At 34.1% G+C, this 23,445-nt stretch carries 22 protein-coding genes; 2 read left to right on the top strand and 20 right to left on the bottom strand.

The features are described 5' to 3' along the window. Window positions 1-3: 3 nt before the first annotated feature. The 15 genes from C8C84_RS03490 to C8C84_RS03420 all read right to left on the bottom strand — a co-directional run bounded on the left by C8C84_RS03490 (window position 4) and on the right by C8C84_RS03420 (window position 17,323). On the bottom strand, window positions 4-969 hold the full coding sequence (locus tag C8C84_RS03490) for a glycosyltransferase (RefSeq protein ID WP_121312208.1): 966 nt from the start codon (window positions 967-969) through the stop codon (window positions 4-6). Window positions 970-1,016: 47 nt separating this feature from the next. Further along, window positions 1,017-4,679, bottom strand: coding sequence for a hypothetical protein (locus C8C84_RS03485; RefSeq protein ID WP_121312207.1), 3,663 nt, complete (start codon window positions 4,677-4,679; stop codon window positions 1,017-1,019). Window positions 4,680-4,709: 30 nt separating this feature from the next. Further along, entirely contained in the window at window positions 4,710-5,513 is an 804-nt protein-coding gene (locus C8C84_RS03480) for a glycosyltransferase family 2 protein (RefSeq protein ID WP_121312206.1), read from the bottom strand. Further along, on the bottom strand, window positions 5,494-6,285 hold the full coding sequence (locus C8C84_RS03475) for a sugar phosphate isomerase/epimerase (protein ID WP_199717090.1): 792 nt from the start codon (window positions 6,283-6,285) through the stop codon (window positions 5,494-5,496). The genes C8C84_RS03480 and C8C84_RS03475 overlap by 20 nt, the downstream gene beginning before the upstream one ends. Further along, complete coding sequence (locus tag C8C84_RS03470; protein WP_121312205.1) at window positions 6,282-7,202, bottom strand: NAD-dependent epimerase/dehydratase family protein; 921 nt, start codon at window positions 7,200-7,202, stop codon at window positions 6,282-6,284. Before C8C84_RS03470 ends, C8C84_RS03475 begins: the two co-directional genes overlap by 4 nt. Before the next feature lie 10 nt (window positions 7,203-7,212). Further along, window positions 7,213-8,067 (bottom strand): dTDP-4-dehydrorhamnose reductase, encoded by an 855-nt coding sequence (rfbD, locus tag C8C84_RS03465; protein WP_121312204.1) that lies wholly within the window; start codon window positions 8,065-8,067, stop codon window positions 7,213-7,215. Further along, the gene (gene rfbC / locus C8C84_RS03460) at window positions 8,061-8,612 is read right to left on the bottom strand and encodes a dTDP-4-dehydrorhamnose 3,5-epimerase (protein WP_121312203.1); all 552 of its coding nucleotides are present in this window, start codon (window positions 8,610-8,612) and stop codon (window positions 8,061-8,063) included. The genes rfbD and rfbC overlap by 7 nt, the downstream gene beginning before the upstream one ends. Next, window positions 8,613-9,470, bottom strand: coding sequence for a glucose-1-phosphate thymidylyltransferase RfbA (gene rfbA / locus C8C84_RS03455; protein WP_121312202.1), 858 nt, complete (start codon window positions 9,468-9,470; stop codon window positions 8,613-8,615). 85 nt (window positions 9,471-9,555) lie between these two features. Beyond that, entirely contained in the window at window positions 9,556-10,539 is a 984-nt protein-coding gene (locus C8C84_RS03450) for a hypothetical protein (protein WP_121312201.1), read from the bottom strand. 9 nt (window positions 10,540-10,548) lie between these two features. After that, a complete protein-coding gene (locus C8C84_RS03445) occupies window positions 10,549-12,240 on the bottom strand; it encodes a hypothetical protein (protein ID WP_121312200.1) in 1,692 nt (563 codons plus the stop codon). 42 nt (window positions 12,241-12,282) lie between these two features. Beyond that, on the bottom strand, window positions 12,283-13,179 hold the full coding sequence (locus C8C84_RS03440) for a carboxypeptidase-like regulatory domain-containing protein (RefSeq protein WP_121312199.1): 897 nt from the start codon (window positions 13,177-13,179) through the stop codon (window positions 12,283-12,285). Next, window positions 13,179-14,081: a carboxypeptidase-like regulatory domain-containing protein gene (locus C8C84_RS03435; protein WP_121312198.1), complete on the bottom strand. Its 903-nt coding sequence runs from the start codon at window positions 14,079-14,081 to the stop codon at window positions 13,179-13,181. The genes C8C84_RS03440 and C8C84_RS03435 overlap by 1 nt, the downstream gene beginning before the upstream one ends. Continuing rightward, window positions 14,082-14,945: a carboxypeptidase-like regulatory domain-containing protein gene (locus C8C84_RS03430; protein ID WP_158592544.1), complete on the bottom strand. Its 864-nt coding sequence runs from the start codon at window positions 14,943-14,945 to the stop codon at window positions 14,082-14,084. A gap of 7 nt (window positions 14,946-14,952) precedes the next feature. Continuing rightward, window positions 14,953-16,452, bottom strand: a complete 1,500-nt coding sequence (locus C8C84_RS03425) for a GH3 auxin-responsive promoter family protein (RefSeq protein ID WP_121312196.1) — start codon at window positions 16,450-16,452, stop codon at window positions 14,953-14,955. Between the two features lies 1 nt (window position 16,453). Next, complete coding sequence (locus tag C8C84_RS03420) at window positions 16,454-17,323, bottom strand: M23 family metallopeptidase (protein WP_121312195.1); 870 nt, start codon at window positions 17,321-17,323, stop codon at window positions 16,454-16,456. Between the two features lie 140 nt (window positions 17,324-17,463). On the opposite strand from C8C84_RS03420, the gene C8C84_RS03415 reads away from it, so the two are divergent. Both C8C84_RS03415 and C8C84_RS03410 read left to right on the top strand, forming a co-directional pair. Then, on the top strand, window positions 17,464-17,673 hold the full coding sequence (locus tag C8C84_RS03415) for a twin-arginine translocase TatA/TatE family subunit (RefSeq protein WP_121312194.1): 210 nt from the start codon (window positions 17,464-17,466) through the stop codon (window positions 17,671-17,673). A gap of 18 nt (window positions 17,674-17,691) precedes the next feature. Beyond that, window positions 17,692-17,886, top strand: a complete 195-nt coding sequence (locus C8C84_RS03410; protein ID WP_121314957.1) for a twin-arginine translocase TatA/TatE family subunit — start codon at window positions 17,692-17,694, stop codon at window positions 17,884-17,886. An 80-nt stretch (window positions 17,887-17,966) separates the two neighbouring features. Here the strand turns inward: C8C84_RS03410 and C8C84_RS03405 are convergent, their stop codons facing one another. The 5 genes from C8C84_RS03405 to C8C84_RS03380 form a co-directional block, all read right to left on the bottom strand. Next, window positions 17,967-20,090 (bottom strand): Tex family protein, encoded by a 2,124-nt coding sequence (locus tag C8C84_RS03405; RefSeq protein ID WP_121312193.1) that lies wholly within the window; start codon window positions 20,088-20,090, stop codon window positions 17,967-17,969. 304 nt (window positions 20,091-20,394) lie between these two features. Next, the gene (locus tag C8C84_RS03395; protein WP_121312191.1) at window positions 20,395-21,225 is read right to left on the bottom strand and encodes an NAD(P)H-hydrate dehydratase; all 831 of its coding nucleotides are present in this window, start codon (window positions 21,223-21,225) and stop codon (window positions 20,395-20,397) included. 12 nt (window positions 21,226-21,237) lie between these two features. Continuing rightward, window positions 21,238-22,140, bottom strand: coding sequence for a cation diffusion facilitator family transporter (locus C8C84_RS03390; RefSeq protein WP_121312190.1), 903 nt, complete (start codon window positions 22,138-22,140; stop codon window positions 21,238-21,240). A gap of 2 nt (window positions 22,141-22,142) precedes the next feature. After that, a complete protein-coding gene (gene rpiB / locus C8C84_RS03385; protein WP_121312189.1) occupies window positions 22,143-22,574 on the bottom strand; it encodes a ribose 5-phosphate isomerase B in 432 nt (143 codons plus the stop codon). A gap of 636 nt (window positions 22,575-23,210) precedes the next feature. Next, window positions 23,211-23,444 (bottom strand): DUF2007 domain-containing protein, encoded by a 234-nt coding sequence (locus tag C8C84_RS03380; RefSeq protein ID WP_121312188.1) that lies wholly within the window; start codon window positions 23,442-23,444, stop codon window positions 23,211-23,213. Between the last annotated feature and the right edge of the window lies 1 nt (window position 23,445).

The following is a 23,445-nucleotide window of genomic DNA, read 5'->3' as shown; positions in this document are numbered from 1 at the left end:
TCTTTATGGTTTAATTTCTTTGATTTCCTCAATAAAGTCTTTGTAAATGTTTATTGAGGGACTTTTTATGTTTTTTCTGGAACTCAATTGCATTAACAATATAATTAATGTAACTGAAGACAGTTGCAGGATAATGCTGAAAATTATAAAGATTAAATTAGATGCCCAACCAGGTATAGCCGTATCGGTGACAAATTTCTTATACAAAACTATCAATACTGCCAAAAAACAAACCATTATACCATAAATAGACAGTTTTAAAATGCGTACTGACAAAGAGTCAAAATAAACCGAAATAGAACTCAAGCCGTGAATAACCAAACTGTTGAAATTCATTTTTGATTCACCTGCATATCTTTTGCCTCTGTCTAAAAAAACACCATCATAAGACGTTCTTGATTGGATAATACTTCCCGAATAATGGTTCCAAAGATTATCTTGAACTGTAATTCTTTTCAAAAGTTTTTTAGGAATACAACTAAAGTTACCAAAATTAATTTTTTGACCCGTAAGCAAATGGAATATGTACTTGTAGAAAAAATAACCAATCATAAAAAAAAGCGATTCCTGTCTTTTTTTTCTTTGGGCAAAAATAATATTCTTGCTGTTCTGTTCTTCACATTTTGAAACTAAAGTAACTATATCTTCCGGCCGATCTTCGCCATCGCTGTCTAAAACAACAACAAAATCAAAATCTGTTTTGACATCGTTTATATACTGTAATCCTATGGCGATGGCTCTTTGATGTCCTACATTGCTTTTTAACGTAATGATTTCAATTGGAACCTTCATTAAAAAAGCAGCCTCATCAAATTCTTCATTAGAACCATCATTAACAACCACTATGCGAACAGAATAATTTTCATTATTAGCATCAACTTCCGCTATTTTGGTAGCCAAAATCGTGAAGCTTTCCCAATCATTGTAGACCGGTGTCAAACAAATTATTTTTTTTGGCTCTTTACTCATTTACCCTGTTATTAAATTTATCAGAATTTGAAGTTAACTAAAAATCTTTATTTTACAATTCTAATGGGATTTGGATAGCTACCGCTGTTCACAAAATTCTTGACATCTTCTTTTACACTTACCTGAATATAATTCCCGGCTACATTATGCCCAACAATAGTCGCAAATGTTCCGTCAGCAAATTTTATTTTGGATCCCGGCACCAACAGCTTTTCTTTATTAGGAGAAAAGTCTAGCAAAAGTAGGTTATATTTCAATCCAACACCACCTTTCCAGTTTTCATCATTAACATTACTCAAGGTCATAGCACCTGCCTTATAATTTTGAATTTCTTTTCCGTCATCTGAAAGAATGGCGTATTTTAAAACTTCTATCGGTTGATCAGCCGTGAACGTAATTTTTGAATTTTGAGTACTCCACCAATAATAGTTACTGCTAACTCTTATGGCATAACGATGTTTGCCTTTTATTATATTGAAATAGAAGGACGCTAGGCTTCCACTTCCGTCCATTAGCTCTATTTTGGCACCAAAATCAAAATTAGCATTAGCTTCAAGGTAAACATAGTAAGGTTTTCTAGTATTCTTAAGCTCCGATTTGTTCATCGAAATCGTCGTTTCATTTACATTTTCCTCAAGCGGCTTTACCATATCAAAAAGGGTTTGCCCATCATATTCTGCCCAAATTCTAGGAAGATTTAATAAGTAATAATCCTTTTTTTCCGGATTAGAAACAGTGCCTGACGAACCGGAACTAACAGAAAAATTATTTATTGTAATCGTAGGCATATTAATCGCAACCATTAATTCTGAAGGCATTTTAGGAAAATCTAAACTCAAATCTGAAGTGCCTGCCTCTGTTATGGGAAATTCTTTAATTCTTTCTTCCGAATAGCTTTCCCCTGGCTCTTGATTATAATAAATTTTTATACTTCCGGCACCAACTGTAGTAATGTTAAAACGTAAAGTAATTGGCAATCCGTTACCATCGTTTATTTTATTGTCTGATTTTAGGCTTTGGATCATACCGCTGAAAAAAGCATTGGCTCCGGTACTTGTGATTATTGCCTTACCTTTAGGATCGGTTGTAATTTGCAAATTGCTTTTAGTTACTTTGTCGGCTAATAAAAACTTAAAATCTTCGATTTGGGTTTTATTATTAAAAAATCCTTTTGCTGTTAAAATACTTGAATACTGATTCTTTTTATCGTTTCTGGCATACACGTCAAAAGAGCCCATTTTATATAAAGGCGTATAATTGGCGTAAATATACTCTGATATTCTATAGAACTTATAATCAACATATACATCGTCAATAGAGGACCAAATGACATTTTTAATCGGCATTAAAACAATTGGAATTTGCGCAGTTTTGATTTCCTCTATAGTTAAATCCTGACCTTTGTCGCCGTTAATCATCAAAGGCGTTTGGTTCAAATAGCATGGGTTTTTTCTTCCAACCAAAGCGTGATAATAATTTTTAGACGAAAAATCAAAATAGGTTTCATTAGGTTTTAAAACTGCGTCCAATAAATTTTTAAACGTTTTGACTTCAGAAAGATCAGAGGATTGTCTGACTCTGGTCCCGTTAAATCTTTCGGCTTCTAAAAATTTTTCATGAAAAGAATAAGAAGCCAATTCTTGATTCAAGAAACTACTGTTTTTGTCTTTAAAAGTTGTGTTATTGGCATTGACTAACAAATAAGAAACAATAAAAACACTTAAAAATTTCAATAACTTATTCGACTTACTCAACAAAAGTGTCAGCATTAAAAACACTAACGGAATAGTACTGGTAATTCTGATAATATTGCCATATTCGAAATTATGTCTAACGATTCCTCGTGGCGCATTAAAAATAAAGAACAAACTAAAAAACAAAAAGAAGATTAAGACATTCATTTGTTTTTTATTAGTTTTCAGCATTAGCAACATTTTCTCGCTAAAGATTAATTTAAAAAAAACATATCCCAAACTAATCATGGTAATTATCGGGAGTACATAATATGACAATCTAAAAACGATATGATCCATATCGCCCATTTTTACAACTGCCCAGTTTTGGTTTGACATGCTAGCCAATAGAAATTCTCCTAAACGAGCTATAGGATTTATGCCTTTTATCAAACACAATAACACAAAAAGACCCATAAGCGAAGCAACCGAAACTGCTCCGGTTGACGCTAACTTCTTTAAATTTAGTGTTCGGTTTTGATAATAATCGACTATTAAAAAAGTTCCGATTCCGGACAAAATAGCCGCAAAACCAATATCTAATTTATACAAACAAAGGAAAAAAGCAATCGCCCAAAAATAATAGTACTGTTTGGTTGATTTATTGTTTACTATCTTTAAAATAAACAACGCTAACAATCCGGATACAATAAACTCATTGGAAACCACAGTAATAATTGGCAAAGACAATAGAATTAGAAAGGCGTAATAAGAACCTAAAACTCTTTTGAAAATAAAATAAACTACAAAAATTTCTATTACATAAAAATAGGGACCATAAAGAAATGGCGACCAAGGTTCATACCCATTCAGGAAACTAAATAGGTACGCAAAGAGTTGGATACTTAGCATATGAGCATCATAATTTTCAACTATCGGAATGCTGCCATATCTAAAAAAATGATCAATAGCTAATCCGTGATTGGCAGTTTCAAAAAACTCATTACCCGAACTTGCCATTCTCCAAGGCTGAGTTATTATCATCATAAATCCCAAGAACAACAAAGGATAATAATATTTTCCTATCATGTCAGTTTTTGAGACATTGACTTCGGTTTTCTGACTATTTTTCTTGAATAAAACGAAAGAAACTACTCCGGCTAAAACAAACAACAACGTGAACAAAAGAAACGGATTATTGAATACAATATCAAATCTGATGTTGAAAATATTAGTAATTTCGATTAGTATCGAAAAAACTATCGGCACTAATAATACCGGAATAAAAGAAATCAAAAAAGCATTTTTGATACTATAAAAATTGCTCTCGGTCACATTTTTAAAAATCTGATTTCTAAAAAAATAAGCTGTTAATGCGGTAATAAGCAATAACAAGACAAACGTCAAAAGCGCAGGATCTAAAGGAATTGGTATCTTTTTGAAAACAAATTTTTCAGGGGTTATTTGAAATAAATTATGCTTTTTGAAGAAAATAAATAAGTACTGAGCAATAGGAAGCGCTATTAATACTGGCCAAATTGCTAAATCAAAATCAAGAAGTTTGTGATTTCTTTTAAGGTTTAAAACCAACACGAATCCTAAAATAACTAAAAAATAAATCGAGATGTCAACCTTAACTATAAAAAAGCTGATAATAACCACAGCGATTCCTATTAAAGAAGCTGATAAAAGTGCTTTGATTACTTTGTCTGATTCGTTCTCATTGCTTGCTTGATAGGTTTTGCCAACCCATTGGTACAATAAATAATAAAACAGAGATCCAAAAAATAAAACCGAAAACAAGCCATAATAATAGTAATTCACACGCTTAGAAATGTCCAAATCATTCAGAGCTACATTTGAAATAATGTGCGAACTAAAAGAGGTCATTTCGGGTTTTAAAGCAAAAAGGAGATTTAAAAACGGCGCGCCAAAAGCCAACGCCAAAAACCCACTAAAAACGATAAAGGTTTTTGACAGATTAGCGTTGTTTTGATGAAATTGTATCAGATTTTTTAAACTTAATTTTATTTTCATTTTCTGCTGAATTATAAAGTATCTTGCTGTTTATTTTGGGTTGTATTTTCCTTTTAAGTTATTGAATAGAATTTTAATCAAATTCATATTTCCTTTAAAAAAACTGATTTTCGTTGGAACTTTCCCTTTTTCAGGATAACGCCTTTCTACAGGAACTTCGCCAACTTTTAATCCGATTTGCGTTGCTCGCACCGATAAAAAAGCCAACAATTCATAAGTAACAAAAATATCTCTGAAGAGTTGCACTTTAGGATGTGTTAAATATTTTTTAGAGTAAGCTCTATAAGCATTAGTGGAATCCGTAAACTTGTGCTTTGCCGTTAACGAAATCATGGGAGAATGGATAAACTTTACTGCAAAACTTCTGATTAACGGTGTATTGATCGCTTTTCCGCCTTTGACATATCTTGATCCTTGAATAAAATCATAACCTTGTTCCAATTTTTCAATAAATAATGACACTGATTCTATACTGTCTTTATTATTTCCGTCAATGGTTAAAACGCCCTCATAACCTCTTTCTAAAGCAAACCAAAAGCCCATTCTTAGTTGTGCGCCTTGCTTGCCAAATCCTTTTTTTACCAATAACGTGTTTACGCCCAAAGCTTCCATTTTGGACAATTCGGTTGAACCGTCTTTAGAATCTCCGTCACAAATGATGATGTCAACTAATTGGTCAACGCCACTTTTTTTTGCGCGTTCCAACTGCAAATGAATTCTTTCAGCCTCATTAATTATAGGAATACAAAGACAATACTTAGTTTTTTTTTCATGAAACTCAGTAGAAATATAGTCTGGAACTCCTGAAATATTTTTATTTTCTTTTGAATACATCTTTTATGTAATGAATGGTGTTCTTAACTACTGAAATATCGTTGGCATTTTTCATCTCAATGGAAACAAAATTACCATATTTATACTCTTTTAATAAGCCATACAACTCGACGTGTATAGCTCTTTCTGTAATTGGTTCCAAATTAGGTTCACTGATGTGAATATGATTAATCAAATCAATATTATCGGCAATCGTATCAAGTGTTTCAGTGTTGTAAATTATAGTGCCTAAATCAACATTGACTTTCAATCCTGTGCTTTTGATTTCTTTTACAAAATTGATAGCTTCGGTTGTTGTATTCAGGAAATTGGTTCCATAAATTTCCGGATTCGGTTCCATGGCAAGAACAGTATCTTTTGAAGCGGCATAAATTCCTAATTCCTCAAAAAATGAAAAGGCTATCGTTTCTTGGCCTTTGCCAATAATTCTGTTTTTGGGCGAACCAAAAACCAAGTTTTTGCACTCTAATACTGCTGCAAAATCGATAGCTTTTTTTATATATTCCATGATACTACTTCGCTCTTCTTCTGTTCCGAAAATGGCTTCGCTTCTGCCAAAACAAATAGCTTGCATAGACGGAATTTCTAAGCTGTAATTACTTAGTATTTGCTGTTTAAATAATTGGGCTTCCTCCAATTGATCATACGCTTTTTCAGGAAATATCCTCGTTGGCGCAATTTCTAATCCTTCAAAATCTACAGACTTTAAAAAAGTATACATTGATTCATCGCTTTCTGCTGACCACGCTATGTTAGATATGGCTAATTTCAATTTTTATTTTCCTTTAGGAATTCAATAATTTCTTGCAATACAATTGTTTTATTTTCGATATAATCTTCATTGTTGTCAAAGTATTTTGCATAAACCGTTTGGAAATCATAGTGCGGAAATGTTGCGCCCAACTCATTGACAAATTCTTTGTGGAAAACCGCTTCATATATCTCCTTAACGCCCAATGGTTCTGTGGCTAAATTCAGTTTTTTAAAGTGATTATCGGTAGCAATTTCAATATGTTTCCAAAGATTTTTAAGATTGTAGAACTGAAAAATTCCACGGCTGTCGGTAAAATTTAAAGCCGAAAATCCTATAGAAAGAAAATTGAATTTTAAGATTTCACGCTGTTCTTTTGATACAGCATTCAACTTATAGAAACCATTATCTTGTAAAGTATAATTAGAAACTATCCAATGATGGTTACTGTATTTTTGGTAAAGCGCTTCATTTAGCATTGCCGGAATAATATGGATTACATCATAAATAAAATTCTTTTTGATGTTCAAACCAAACAAAGCAGGTAATCTTAAAATCAAATAATCTTCAAAATTATTTTCTATCCACTGTTCAAGATACAATCTGTTCTTCCCATATGGTTGCAGCGTTTCTTCATCAATAATAGTTTCTTCATTTACGTTTACTGCCGAAGGATAAACATCAACTGTAGAAATTAGAATTATCTTTTTAGGATTTATTTTTTTAATATTATTGATAGCTTCTTCAATGATTGCAAAATCTTTTTCGGGTTCTTTATTGGCTAAAAATTTCTCGGCTCTCACTCCCGAATAAACCAAAACATCCGGATTTAATCCGAATGCTTCCTGAATGTTTTTGGAATTAAATTGTTTATCAAAATGTGTTTGAGAACTAAGATTAGATCCTACAAAACCAGTATAGCCTACCAAAAACTTCATAAATAATTATTTAAGGTTGTTTTTCAATACTTTTTTCCCAATTTTTAATTTCCAAACTAAATGCTTCCTTAATTTTTGATTTATCTAAAACACTAAAACTTGGTCTTTTTGCCGGCGTCGGAAAACTCGAAGTTGGAATGGGTTGTAAATTTATATTTATCTGATTGATTTCAAATATTTTTTTAGCAAAATCATACCAACTGCATTGGCCTTCATTGCTAAAATTGTAAATACCGAACTTGTCGGTTGTTGGTTGTTGGTTGTTGGTTAAAATAATTTGAACCAAAACATTGGCTAAATCAACCGCATTGGTTGGTGTTCCAATTTGGTCATTCACTACAGAAAGAGAATCTCTTTCTGAAGCCAAACGCAACATCGTTTTCATGAAATTGTTTCCAAACTGAGAATAAACCCAAGACGTTCGAATTATAAAATAATTACCAAAAACTGCCTGAATCGCTTTTTCTCCATCAAGTTTAGTCTGCCCATAAACTCCGGTAGGATTCGGCAAATCTTCTTCTGTATATGGAATAGTTTTTTCTCCGTCAAAAACAAAATCGGTGGAAATATGAAGTAAATTAACGTTGCCTTTTTTACAAACCTCAGCCAAGTTTTTAGCGCCAATTGTATTAATTAAATGGGCTTTCTCGGGTTCGCTTTCTGCTTTGTCAACTGCTGTGTAAGCCGCAGCGTTAATGCAATAATCAGGTTGGTATTTGCTAAAAACTTCTTTGCAATTCTCTAAATTGGCTATGTCTAACTCCGTGGAAGCACAAAATACAAACTGAATATCAGGATAGTTTGGCGCAATAAATTGCAAACTTTGACCCAATTGTCCTGCACTTCCTGTGACTAAAACTACCATGCTTTTTTGGCGTTTTCTATGGTGGGTTGTACTTTATCTTTTTCTGAAACTATAAGCTTTTCCAGAGGAAAATTCCAATCAATATTGATGGTTTTGTCATTGTAAATGATGCCGCCTTCACTTTCTTTATTATAGAAATTATCACATTTGTAAAAAAATGTAGCCGTATTGCTCAGCACTAAAAATCCATGAGCAAAACCTCTTGGCACAAAAAACTGTCGCTGATTGTCTCCCGATAAAACCACTGCTTCGTATTGTCCGAATGTTGGTGAATAAGGGCGAATGTCAACCGCTACGTCTAATACTTCTCCTTGTAATACTCTTACAAGTTTAGCCTGAGTGTGTTCTCCGGTTTGATAATGTAATCCGCGTAAAACACCTTTGGAAGAATAGGACTGATTGTCTTGAACAAAATGAACCTTTTGGTTAACGCCATTTTGAAAAGTTTTTTCGTTGAAACTTTCCATAAAATAGCCTCTTTCATCGAGGATAATTTTAGGTTCAATAATAAAACATCCTTCTAGTTTTGTTGGGATAAAATTCATTTAAATCAAGCTTAATAAGTGATTACCATAACCACTTTTTAATAACGGTTGGGCTAATTTTTTTAATTGTTCCTCATTGATAAAGCCCATTTTATAGGCGGCTTCTTCGATGGCTCCAATTTTTAATCCTTGTCTTTCCTCGATAACTTGAACAAACTGGCTAGCTTGCATTAGCGAATTGAACGTTCCGGTATCTAACCAAGCTGTTCCTCTATCGAGTATACTTACTTTGAGTTTTCCTCTATTAAGGTATTCCTTGTTGACGTCTGTGATTTCTAATTCTCCTCGAGGACTTGGTTTTATATTGGCAGCAATTTCAACTACATCATTGTCATAAAAATAGATTCCGGGAACCGCAAAATTGGATTTCGGTTGCTCAGGCTTTTCTTCAATAGACAAGACTTTGCCATTAGTATCAAAATCAACCACGCCATAACGTTCCGGATCATGAACATGATAAGCATAGATAATGCCGCCATCAGGATTATTATTGGCCAAAAGCAAATCAGAAAGTCCCGTGCCGTAAAAAATATTATCACCCAATACTAAAGCTACTTTATCGTTTCCAATAAATTCTTTACCAATGATAAAAGCTTCTGCCAAACCATTTGGATTTTCTTGTACAGCATATTCAAATCGACAGCCTAAACTAGAACCATCACCTAAAAGTTGTCTGAAAAGCGGTAAGTCATGAGGTGTTGAAATAATCAATATTTCCCGAATCCCTGACCACATCAATGTTGACAACGGATAATATATCATCGGCTTGTCATAAATAGGCATCAATTGCTTACTCACAGCCAATGTTAATGGATGCAGTCTTGTTCCGGAACCTCCTGCTAATATTATTCCTTTCATTTGTCTTTATTATTGTTTTAATTGGTCAAATGTAATAGCCTTTTATCGTTTTTGTTTTACAATTAAGCTATTGCTATTTCATAAATTAATTGTTCAATTTAGCCATTTGATGCTTATAATAGGCCAACAGTAAACTCACAAAAACAAATAATGAAACTAGTAAAATAGGCAAAATAAATTTCATTTTGCCAGTTGTTTTTTCTTTGTTTCTGATGTTTAAGGTAATGCTATTTTCCTTGATGATTTTACTCAGATTAATTAAGTCCAATCGGCGCATCCCTTGTTCATAAACCAATTCATTTTTGGTTTTTAAAACATCCGCCAATTGTGAATTTTCGTTGTAGTACACTAATTTATCACTTTTCTGTTGGCTATTAGAGGTTGTTGAAAAAGTGTTTAATATGTTGTTAATTTGAGAAATAATAGAATCATTTTCAACCATCTTTATTTTAACATTTTCAACAAACTGCTGTTGAATAATAGTGTAATAATCTGAATCGTTTAAAAATTTCAATATTGGTTGTAAAGTTTTTTCATCCGTAGTTTGATTGAGCGTCCTGTAGGTAATCAAATGGTAAGGATAATTTTTACTGGTCAAGTTTTCATTGATGATTTTTTTTATGTCGCCATCTTCTGACATGAGTTTTAAGACCTCAAAATTTCTTTCTTTGTCTTCGATAAATTTATAAATATCAAGTATCGGCTTTACTGTAATGCTTCTAAATTTTTTAGGTTCTTTTATTCCAACTTTCTCCTTCAAAAAAATGGTGTCGCCTTCTTCTATTTTAGAATTAATCAAATCTATTTTAGCGTATAAATAATCTGTTGAGCCGAAATTAGGACAAACAATCATCTGATTATCATATAATTTGGTTGTTTTATCCATATAATATCCCAATACCGCACCTAGAATAAAAAGTATACCGGTCCAAATTATATTTCTTTTGAAAAATAAAAACACTTTGAAAATTTGAGTAGAAATATTTTCAAAAAAAGATCCAATTTTCTTAGAAATCTGAGATAAGTCTATTTCCTGATTGTCAGCATTATTTTGAGGTGTTGCGCTCATAAAAAATTATTATTTTACGTTAAAGATTTGTTCTAATATTTTGATGGTAATTAAATACGTTGGCTTTACGCCAGTTGTTCCCAATCCACCGGACGCTAAAGTACTTCCTGTTTCCAATGGGTTATCCGAAGCGTAATAAGCATAACGAACTTTTACATTGGGATGGATGCTTTTTCTGATTTTTGAAGCCGATTGAATCGCTTTTTGATAGTAAGAACCTTCCATTTCAAGACCAATTACTTCCCATGTCGACTCATGGAAGAATTTTAATAAATCCTTATTCTGAAGTGATGTTCCTAAAACGGTTACCATTGGCCCGGAAAACACCGGAATTCCATTGCCTTCAAACATTTCTGCGGTCAATTCATTCTCGAAAGGATAATTATCGGCTGTTCCTTCGTTGATATGTGCCGAAGGAATCATGATGTCGCCTTTTCCGCCTTGCAAAATGCCGGCTTTTCCCATAATGGAAACCGATTCTACATTGAGAAACGTTTTATTCTTTCCGTCTTTGTAAGGTTTCAATAATTCATCTATCGTTTCAAAAGCTTGCTCACCAAAAGCATAATCCATTACGATTAGCACCGGACTTTCTTTTCCAATTACCGCTTTTGGAAAACTTGATTTGGCCCAATCTACTTTGGCGGTATCAAAAATCTGAACATCTATATTGGTTCCTGATTGGTCCGGCAAAGAAATCATACCGTGTTTTACAGCAAATTCTTCTACCTTATTTCTAACCGGATCAGCACCCGATTTACTCAATTCCTCATAAATAAAGAAATCCGATTTGTCTTTGAATTTGTTTTTCAAAACCGTTGTGGCAAAAAGCGAATTCATCACACTGTGCATATTAGCACTAATAATATGAATCGGTCTTTCCAATAAATTATTGGATTTCAAGGTTTCTTTGATAGTCGTGGCCCAAATTTCTCCGTGGATATGATGTCCTAATCTTTCTCTCAAAATCGGACTGAACGTGATGGTTCTTTTGTTGTTGTCAACAATTTCTTCGATGGCTAATTTTCCTAACCAATAAATGACATGTAAAAATCTATCCGGCTTTTCTTTAGTGCCAAAAGAGTCATAAATATCTAACACTTCCGAAAAACTTCTGCCTAAAACATTGGCCGCATGCGAAATTGCGACTTCTTTTTCCGATTGGGTGAACTTTTTGTTTTGTAAAACTGCTTGCTCCAATTTTTGCCAATCGCGGGTAAGTTCTACATTGGCCTCATCTAACATTACACGGTCTTTAATTTTATGCGATTCGATAAAAATAAAAGTCAAATGCGTTAAAATATCATAGATATCTGAACGGCCGCGCGTGATTTCCACGTTCATTTGTTCTTCATCTATACGGTAACAATTTCTTCTTCTTTTGGGTGGAACTATCGCCTGAAAATGCGATTTAGAATAGCCTTCGTCAGAAGTTAAGTTGATAAAACGACATTCTTCAATACCAACCGGGAGTCTTTCAATTACATAAAGCAAACCGTTGAGTTCTACTTTTTCTTCAGCAATACTGCCATAAATTTCCGGTCTTAGAGACAATAATGCCTCTCTTAAAGTTTCTCCTGAAACACCCATAGGTTTATAGAAACCTCTGTTAAATAAATGTCTCATGGTGATGTACAATCGTTCGATAGCTGCCGACGATTCTTGCGCTCTGGAGCGCGAAATGTTCTTAATTTCCTTCATTAAATTTTGTTTTCTAACCTGCAAATATAGGGTTTTTGTCGTTTAGTTGGTTAGAATTAGGTTGATTGCCGGTTCATAACCTTTGACTTTTTCCGCTATTCCGTTGGCCTCTTTAACTTGTTTGTTCCATTTTCCTCCCGAAAAAGTATACAACGCATCTCTTTCTACATAGTTATAAAGGATAAATGGATAATAGGTTTTTAGAATCTTTATGGTTTTAGTATTCTGGTCGGTAATGGTTTTTTCTTTTTTGTTTTTTTCAATCATCAACTTTTCAAAACCAACAAAAAGACCATTTTTAGGCATGACCAAATTATAATCGGACAAGTCAATTTTGTTGTTCTTAGTTCCGTTTTTAACCGAAACAATTAAATCCTTTTTGAGCATTTCTTCACCGGGAAAACCATTAGCGTCAACACTATAAAATCGAATTCTAATCGTAGCGTCTTCAATCCTGCTATCGGTAGAAAGTGTCACTTTTTTGATGTATCTTGTTTTTTTATAAGCCTGACTGTACGGAAAATATTTGACGTCAATTCTGGGTCCGTTGTCAAAAGCTTGCGCGATAGTATTTTCTGTTTGACCAATGACAGTTCTTTTGGTATCAATACTATTGGAAATGACTACTTCATCCAAATCGAATGCTTTGGAATTTAAAAAAACTTCTGTGGCTTGAGAAGCTTTAATGGTTTTCTTCTCATAACCTAAAGCAGAAAAAATAAGATTCTTTTCGGCAGCGACACTGATGGAAAAAGTGCCGTCTTCTTCAGAAGTTGTAGCGACATTTTCATTTTCGACCCAAATATTGACAAATGAAATCGGTTGACCGGAAAGACTGTCTTTTACAACGCCTTTAACTTCGTTCCGTTCGGCTATACCTCGGTTGGTTTGAGCGAATAATAACAAGGGAAATAAAAATAATAGTAATGTTGTTTTCATCAATTCGTCAATATCAAATTTATGGCGGGCATCATTATTTTATTGTACCAAGGTTCCTTGCTTTTCTTTTCGGTAAGGAATACTTTGCTTCTATGCCATTTCCCTTTAGAATAGGTAAAAGCATTCTCTTTGTCAGAATAATTGACAACCAATGATGGAGCATAATCTTCCTGTTTTACCAATTTTTTAGTTTTAGGATCTTTGTATTCAAAATCAGCCCTGTTTTCTTGTATAATCATCCATTCTAAGCCAATAACGATTCCTTTTTCAGGAAATAACAGATTGTATTTAGAAACATCAATTACATTTCGCTTCATTCCTTTATTAACCGTTACAATCAGGTCTTCCTCTATTAAGTCATTTCCGGGTATAGAATCGTTGAATTCGAAAATTCTGATTTTAAGTTTGGCGCCTTTTTTATCACTATCTGAATAAAATACAATCTTCTTTATAAACGGCGTTTTTTTATAAATAGTATCCTGTTCAAATAATTTACCGTAAATCCAAGGCTTATCTCCGGATAATTGTCTGTGGTGTATTCTTTGGGCATCGCCGATTTCAATTTCTTTCTCCTGTTTTCTTTTGGATATTAGCACTTCATCCAACTTATAAATAGCTTCTTTTAAAATAACTTTTCCATCATTTTGTATTGTAGTCTTTTTAACCTCAAAGCCAACGGAAGAAAAAACAAGTATCTTATCCTCAGAAGTATTGATGGTAAAAAATCCCTTGTCATCAGAAGTTGTTCCAATGTTTTCATTTTCAACCCAAATATTCACATACGGAATCGGTTGGTTGTTTTCATCGATTACAAAGCCTTTAACTTCGTTCCGTTGGGCTATGCCTTGCGTGGTTTGAGCGGAAAGTGACAAAAAAGAAAATAAAGCGAAGAATAATTTCATTTAGTTTGTGAGTTTCATTTTTAAGGCAATTTCTACGTTTCCATATCTTGTTAAACGAGGACTTCCGTCACGGTTGAGTAGTAAAAGTGATTCACTTCCCGGAAAAAAACCTTTGATAGATGGTTCATAAGCATATCCTTTTTGACTTCCTTTTTCCCCTTTTACTGTATAACTATACTCATATTTGTTTTGTTCTAATTTTAGATATTCAAAACCTACTATTATTCCTTCCTCGGGAATTTTAATGTTGTGTTTTGTTAAATCTACGATATTATTGTTCTTCCCTTTTTTTATGGATACCAAAATGTCTTCTTCTACCTCATCTTCCTTGGGGAATCCTTCATTATTCACCTTGAAAATCCTAATTCTCAATAAAGCATTTTTTAGTCTTGAATCGGTAACAAATTCGATTGACTTAATAAAAGGATGTTCTTTTATTTTTTCATTAGATTTTATAAATTTTGCCCAAACGTGAACATTCTCTTGTCCGGTATTGGTAACGCCCGAATTTAATTTTATCCCCGAAAAATCCCCAATCACTATTTCACTTGTCCCTTTTTTTCTTTCAACAACAACTTCATTAAGTTCTAAAGCTTTTGAATGCAATACGACTACAGTGAGATTTGTGGATAAAATAATTTTAGTTTCAAAGCCTAAGGCCGAAAAAACGATGTTTTTTGTTTCTTCTAATAGTAATGAAAAAGTACCGTCTTCTTCTGCCGTTGTTCCGATATTTTCATTTTCAACCCAAATATTGACATACGGAATTGGTTTGTCGTTTTCATCAAGAACAATGCCCTTGATTTGGGCAAAAGAAGAAAAACCAATAAAAATCAACAAACACAACCATCTTTTTTCTTGCATCTTTCTTCTATTTTCTGCTAAAAAAATCCGCAATCTTTCTATCATTGGCCAATCGAGGCAATTTGTTTTGTCCGCCGAGTTTCCCGATAGATTTCATATAATCTTGGAAGCCGTTTTTGTCCACTTTTGAAATCACTAGTGTTCGCAACACATTCCCTACAATCAAATCATCATAATACGTATTTTGTTTGCGCATAGCCTTGTCAATTCTTAAGGCAAAATCTTCCAGGTTTTCCGGTTCTCCCGAAGCTTCGGGATCAAATTCGATAAACCATTCATGATATGGTAATCCTTCTTTTGGTGTAATTTGTGGTGCAACCGTAAATTCATTAACACGAACGTTTGTTCCTTCCATTGCTTCTTGTAAAGCGCTTTCCACTTCTTTGCCGATGACATGTTCGCCAAAAGCCGAAATATAATGTTTAATCCTTCCTGAAACGATTACGCGATAAGGTTTTAAACTTGTGAATTGAATGGTGTCGCCAATGTTATAAGCCCAAAGTCCGGCATTAGTGGAAATGATTAAAACGTAATTGACGCCTAATTCGACTTCGCCTATGGTGTGTCTTTTAGGCTTTTCTGTATAAAATTCGTCGGCTTTTACAAATTCGTAAAAAATTCCCGAATTCAGCAATAGCAACATACCTTTTTCTTTCTGCGAATCTTGGTAAGCAAAAAAACCTTCCGAAGCCGGAAATAATTCAATAGAATCGACTTTTCGACCAATTAAATTTTCAAATTTGGCGCGATAAGGTTCATAATTTACGCCGCCGTAAATAAACAAGTTGAAGTTTTTGAATATTTCACCAACGGATTGATTGGCTTTTTGTTGTAGTTTTTCAAAATACATTTGCACCCAAGAAGGAATACCCGAAATGACCGTCATGTTTTCGTTAAGCGTTTCTTCTACAATTGCATTGACTTTGGTTTCCCAATCTTCAATGCAATTGGTTTCCCAACTTGGCATGCGGTTTTTTTGTAAATATTTCGGAACAAAATGCGCTACAATTCCGGAAAGTCTTCCGAGTTTGATTCCGTTTTTTTCTTCCAGAATCGGACTGCCTTGCAGGAAAATCATTTTGCCGTCGACAAAATCTGCTTTACCGGTTTCGTGGATATAACTTAGGATGGCGTTTCGTGCTGCTTCGATATGAAACGGCATGGATGCTGCCGTCAGCGGAATATATTTTGCCCCGGAAGTCGTTCCCGAAGTTTTGGCAAAATAAATGGGTTTACCTTTCCACAATATGTTTTCATCGCCTTTTACTACTTTGTCAATATAGGGTCGCAATGCTTCATAATCCCGAATCGGAACTTTAGCCGCAAAGTCTTCAAAGTTTTTGATATTGGCAAAATCATGGTCGTTGCCAAACTGAGTAAATTTGGCTTGACCGATTAAATCATTCAACACTTTTTGTTGGGTTTCAACAGGTTTTGATGCCCAAGCTTTGGTTTTTTTGTGAATGTTTTTGGCTAATAATTTAGCGGCTATTGATTTGATGGACATCTTATTCGAATGCTATAAAAATAATTGGATCAATTGGGTAACCGTCTTTCCATAATTCAAAATGCAAATGCACACCGGTTGATTCGTTTCCGGTTGAACCCGCTAGTGCAATGACTTCACCGGTTCTGACAGCGTCACCTTGACTTTTGGTTAAAGAAGCGGCGTGTTTATAGGCGGAAATAAATCCGTTATTGTGTCTTATAATAATCACGTTTCCGGTGGTTGGTGTCCAATCAGCAAAAATTACGGTTCCTCCTAAAATGGTTTTTATTGGTGTGTTTTTGGCTAAAGCCACATCAACCGCATAATGCTTTTCTTTAGGGTTAAATTTCTCGGTAATCATACCTTTGGCTGGAGGAAAAAACACGACGCTTACTTTTGGCTTAGCCTTTTCAAAAAGATTGTACTTGTCTTCTCTGGCAACTTGCTCTCTTAGTTTTAAATCGGCTTCTGTGGGTTGTAAATCTTCCTCAGAAACAGGTTCAAGATTAGTTGCGGTTATTGAATCTTTACTGAATTTAGCATAATCCAAATCTCCGGTTAAAACTTTCTTGATAGAAGCGATATAAGCTTCATTTTTCTTTAAAGCGTTGCTTAACGAATCTGATTTCAAAGCTAATTCTGTCGCGTCTCTTTTCAATTTGGTGGAGGCATAACCCGGAATATACTCTCGCAAAGGTGTAAATGCGATAATGTAAGTAGTAATAAAAATAATCAATAACGCACCAATACTGGCAACCACAAACACATTCATCAACGTCAAACGCAAAGAAAATACTTCTTCAAATGTTTCTTCATTCAAGATAACCAAACGGTTTTTCGTGAATAATTTTTTCTTTATGATTTTGCGCTTGAGCCGTTTTCCCGACATAGTTGTTGATTATACCACAAATATAGAAAATAATATCTGCTTCCTATTTTATAAAGTTTAACGTTCTTTAGGATTAAAAGAATCTCTCCTATTGATTTATTTTCTACATTTGCCTAATATTTAATCTAATTACACTAATCATGAACTTTTTAATGATATTTTTAGGAGAATTTGGAATGCCTCAAATTCTATTAATTTTGGCCGTTGTTTTATTGCTTTTTGGTGGTAAAAAAATTCCGGAATTGATGAAGGGTTTAGGTAGCGGCGTGAAAGAATTTAAAAATGCGGCTAAAGACGATGCTGCTCCCATAAAAAAAGAAGCGGAAACTAAAGACGAAACAAAAGAATAAACTATAATTAATAATATGATGAATTTTCTAACCATATTTCTTGGCACAATTGAATTCCCTCAAATGATGTTGATTTTGGCCGTTGTTTTATTACTTTTTGGAGGTAAAAAAATTCCGGAACTAATGAAAGGTTTGGGTAGTGGCGTGAAAGAATTTAAAAACGCAGCTAAAGATGATGTACCAGTAGCAAGAAAAGAAGAAACTACTAAATAGTAACTTCATCTTTCCGAAACTTCTGGATCAAAAATAAAAATCCCAAATTTCAACCTATTGGAATTTGGGATTTTTATTTTTTAGAAAACCATCGTCAACTGAATTCGTTTACGCTCTTCGTCAACTTCAACAACTTTTACCTGCACATGTTGGTGCAGCTTAACTACTTCATTCACATCGGAAACAAACCTGCTGCCGAGTTGGGAAATGTGAACCAAGCCGCTTTCTTTTATTCCGATATCTACAAAGCAACCAAAAGCGGTAATATTATTGACGATTCCCGGTAAAATCATTCCGGAATGAACATCTTTAATGGTTTTGACATTGGCGTCAAATTCGAAAACTTTCGCTGCTTTTCTTGGATCTAATCCCGGTTTTTCGAGTTCTTTTAAAATGTCTTTGACGCCTAAAATTCCAATCTCTGACGTAATATAACTTTCGGGTTTTATCAAACTGATTTTATCTTTTTTCCCAATTAATTCTGCCGTTTTTAAGCCTAAGTCTTTCGCCATTTTTTCCACAATTGGATACGCTTCAGGATGTACGGCTGAATTGTCTAAAGGATTTTTTCCATCTTTAATTCTAATGAAAGCTGCAGCTTGTTGGTAAGCTTTGTCGCCCAATCGTGGCACTTTTTTTAATTGTTTTCTATCTTCGAATGGGCCGTTATCACTGCGGAAAGCGACTATGTTTTCAGCCATTTTTTCTCCAATTCCTGAGACATAACTCAGCAATGATTTACTCGCTGTGTTGATATTAATCCCAACCGAATTCACGCAACGAACGACTACAGTATCTAATTCTTCTTTGAGTTTGGTTTGGTCCACGTCATGTTGGTATTGCCCTACTCCTATCGATTTTGCATCAATTTTCACCAATTCTGCCAAAGGATCTGAAAGTCTTCTTCCGATGGAAACAGAGCCACGAACAGTCACATCATAATTGGGGAATTCCTCTCGGGCAATTTTACTGGCGGAATACACCGATGCTCCGGCTTCCGAAACCACAAAAACTTGAACCGGTTTATCAAAAGCAATCTTTTTGATAAAGAATTCGGTCTCTCTGCTTGCCGTTCCGTTTCCAATGGAAATCGCTTCAATATTATAAGCATTGACCATCGATTTGATTTTTTTCATCGCCATTGCGGTTTCGTTTTGCGGCTGATGCGGATAGATGGTTTCGTTGTATAATAAATCGCCTTTTTCATCCAAACAAACAATTTTGCAACCACTTCTAAATCCCGGATCAATGGCTAAAATTCGTTTTTCTCCTAGTGGTGGCGCTAATAAAAGTTGGCCTAAATTCCCGGCAAAAACGTCTATTGCTTTGGCATCCGCTTTGGCTTTGGCTTCCTGTAATGTTTCATTGGAAATCGCCGGTTCTAATAATCTTTTGTAGCTGTCTTTAATGGCTAAACGCAATTGGTCTGCGGTTTCTCGATTGTTTTTTATCGTATTGTTTTCGATAAATTCGATAGCTTCTTCTTTCTCGATTTCAACATTTAATTTGACAAAACCTTCGGCTTCGGCGCGCAACATCGCTAATAACCTATGTGATGGCGCTTTAGAAATCGGTTCGGCCCATTCGAAATATTGGGAGAATTTTTGAGCAGCTTCGTCGTCTTTTTTGGTTTTTACGACCTTCGTTTCCACAATGGCTTTTCTTTGGAACAAACGACGCAGATTTTTCCGAATGTAGATATTTTCGTTTATCCATTCGGCGATAATGTCGCGCGCGCCTTGTAACGCATCGTCTTCATTCGGAACTTTAGCATTCAAATATTTGGACGCGATAAACTCAATATCGTCTGAATTTTGCGCCATGATAATTTTGGCCAACGGTTCCAAACCGTTTTCACGCGCGATATCAGCACGGGTTTTTTTCTTCTTTTTATAGGGTAAATACAAATCTTCAATCTCTTGTAAATCGAAACTGTTTTCAATTTTACTTTTCAGTTCCGAAGTCAATTGTCCTTGTTCTTCAATCGATTTTAAAACACTGTCTTTTCGTTTTACGATTTCGTCGTATTGCTTTATTAGCTTGGCAATGTTTTCAATCACCACTTCGTCCAAATTTCCGGTTTGGTCTTTTCGATAGCGTGAAATAAAAGGGATTGTGCAATCTTCGGATAATAATTTTAAAGTTGCTTCAATGCTTTTTGGCGAAGCCGTAACATGGTTTTGAATAAATTGTATGTTGGTCATTTTTGTATATTTGAGCAAATCTCATGCAATGATAAAATATTTTTTCCTGAGGATTCTATTGTTGATTATACTTTGTTTGGGAAGTATCGTTTTCTTCCTTGATTTTGAGGAGTTTTACTTAGCCTATGCTTTGAGTATTTACACGGGTTTGTTTTTTTGGTCTGTTTTTTTATTGGTGGAAAGTTATTTTTTTCACAAAAAGACCTTGCGACTTAAACGAAATTTAAATCTCTTAGCCGGAATACCTATTTTCCTTTTTATTGTAGTCAGCTTTGTTCTATTTTGGAAAGCAATTCACAGCTAATCAGCCTTTTTTATAGTTTATCTTTTGGAATGCTTTCCCAAGATTTTCAATCACATCAGTAATTAACATGCTTTCTTCGCTTTGGGTTTCTAAGGTAATATCAGCAGCCAATCCGTGAAGGTAAACACCAAGAATAGCGGAGTTTATCGGTTCATAACCTTGGGCTACAAATGCGGTTATGATACCGGTTAAAGCATCGCCTGAACCGCCTTTAGCTAAGCCTGAGTTTCCTGTGGAATTTTGAAAACTTTGGTTTCCATCGGTAATGAAAGTTTTGTGTCCTTTTAAGACAAATATACAGTTTAGTTCAGCTGCTTTCTCTATGGCTTTTTGTTGTCTTTTTTCGACTGAGAAATGAATACCAAACAATCTATCGAATTCTTTGACATGCGGTGTTACAATTGATTTTGCTGGAAGTGTAGCTAATAATTGTTGGTTTTTGGCTAAAATGTTGAGCGCATCAGCATCAAAAACAACAGGTAATTTGATCGTTTCAATTACAAATTCTACTTTTCTTTTAGCTTGTTTGTCGGTTCCAAAACCCGGTCCGATAGCGATAGCATTGTACTTTTCCCAATCGTTATTGTCTTCTCTAAATTCAATCATCGCTTCCGGTATTGAGTTGAAAATAACCCATTTTTCTTTCTTAGGAATGTTGACCGTCAGCAAACCAACTCCGGCTCTTAAACATGCTTTTGCAGCAATAATTGCAGCGCCCATTTTGTCTTTACTTCCGGCAATAATCAAAGCATGACCGTGACTGCCTTTGTGTGAATCGGGCAAACGTTTTTTGAAAATTTTTTGGATAAGGTTTTGGTCAACCGTAATCATGTTGAAAAATATTTAATCCTGAACGATGAAATCTTTTGGATCTTCTTTTTTGAATTCAGGTTGGATGTTGATATGATTGATGTTAAATTTAAGAAATAAAACCTGTTCTACTTCATGCAGTAACTTATTGAATTCACTCATTTTAATATCATCTGAACAATCTAAATGCGCTTCGAGATGTAATTCTTCATCGTTGAGATGCCAAACGTGGATGTGGTGCAATTTATTCACGCCCGGAACCTTATGTACTTCTCGAACCAATTCTTTAATATCTATAAAATCTGGTGTAAAAAGCATCAACATTTTTGTAGAAGTAATTAATAATTTGACTCCAACCACAATCAAATAAATCGCTATGGCAATTGTCATTACGCTATCAACCCAAAACCAACCGTAAAATTTCATCAACAAACCACCAACCAAAACAGCCACTGAGGCCATCATATCGGTAAGCAAATGCAAATAGGCTGATTTCATGTTGATATTGTGTTCGGCATCTTTACGGAGAAAAATTACGGAAAGACCATTGACAATAATACCGAGTAAGGCTAACCAAATTACCATTCCGGATTCGATGGGTTGTGGATTAACAAATCTTCCAATTGCACCATAAATCAGAATAAACGCGACAATTACTAAGGTTGAAGCGTTGACAAAAGCGGCAATCAATTCGGCTCTTTTGTAACCAAAAGTATTGTTTATAGATGCTTTTCTTCTGGATAATTTGTGTGCAATCAAACTAAAAATCAACGAAAGCACGTCTGAAAAGTTATGTAAAGCATCTGAAATCAGTGCCAAACTTCCTGAAATGATACCGCCAATCACTTGCGCAATGGTAATAATCAGATTCAGGATAATGGAAAGGACTAAGTTTTTACCCTTTACTTCATGTTTGTGGATGTGAACTTCGCTCATTATTATTGACAAGCGATTTTATTCACTCTGGAGGCATGTCTTCCGCCTTCGAAAGCTGTATTTAAAAAAGTATCCACCATTTCAACGGCTTGTTGAACCGAAGTAAATCTTGCAGGAATGCTTAAAATGTTAGCGTCATTGTGTTGACGAGCTAAAGCGGCAATTTCTTTAGTCCAACAAACTGCTGCTCTAATGCCTTGGTGTTTGTTAGCAGACATCGCAATTCCGTTTCCGGAACCACAAATTACGATACCAAAATCGGCTCTCTTGGTTTCTACATCAACCGCAACCGGATGACCAAAATCAGGATAATCCACACTGTCAAAAGTATCTGTTCCGTGGTTAAATATTTGATAGCCTTTTTGTTCCAAAAAAGAGACAATGGCTTTTTTATAATCCGGTCCTGCGTGATCGTTTCCGATGGAGATTTTCATGGTGTTATATATGTAGTTAAGGATACAAATTTACGTAAACTATCGCTTCTATTTCTACTTTAAGGTAACTACTTGATTTTAAAAACTTAAGATTTTGAACCAACTGAGATTTTTCTATAACTCTTTGAAAATCATTGCGTAAATTTTAAAACAAATGTTAAAATTTTAGAATGTTGATAGTGTTTTGTAAATCCTTGACAATCAGTTAACTTTAAATTAACATGAATTGTTAACAACTTTGGATAGAAAATTAGAAGTTTTTTGAGGTTGTATGCCTTTTTTTTCTAATCCAAAATGCAAACGAGAAAATCAAATTTAGTTTGGTCTTTTTTTAGATTACTTATCAGCATAAAAAAGCAGGTTTTCAACATAAATCAACTATTAAACTTATTAAAAATTTACTTGTTTTTTTACATGTTAACAACTGTTGATAAGAATCAGAATTTTACTCATTTAAAGAACTTTACAATTACATAACATTGTTAATTTCTCTGTATAAGTTTCTATAACTTTTAAAACCCTACGATTACCAAAAAGTTATTGCGACTATTAACACACTATAATAACCATCATAAATTTTAAATAATTTTAAAAATCTTTTTGTTGTATTTAATATATGTTGACAACTTTGAAGTTTTAAACGATTTTTAAATTGTTATTTAAGTCATTTAAAATCTTTTGAACGGTTTCAATATCGTTAGGATGAATCTTTAATTGGATTCCGCCATAAGCCAAACTCGCAAATGGATCAATAGAAATAAGGTTTTCATTTTGGAATAAATACGGAATGTTTTCTCTTTCTAAAATGGTTTTTAAAACCATAACTTCATGAGCGAAATTAAAAGTAGCAATCGTGATAAATTCGGTCATC

Source organism: Flavobacterium sp. 102 (assembly GCF_003634615.1).
Taxonomy (GTDB): domain Bacteria; phylum Bacteroidota; class Bacteroidia; order Flavobacteriales; family Flavobacteriaceae; genus Flavobacterium.
The sequence above is the reverse complement of the archived record's forward strand: the minus strand, read 5'-3'. Positions and strand labels throughout refer to the sequence as shown.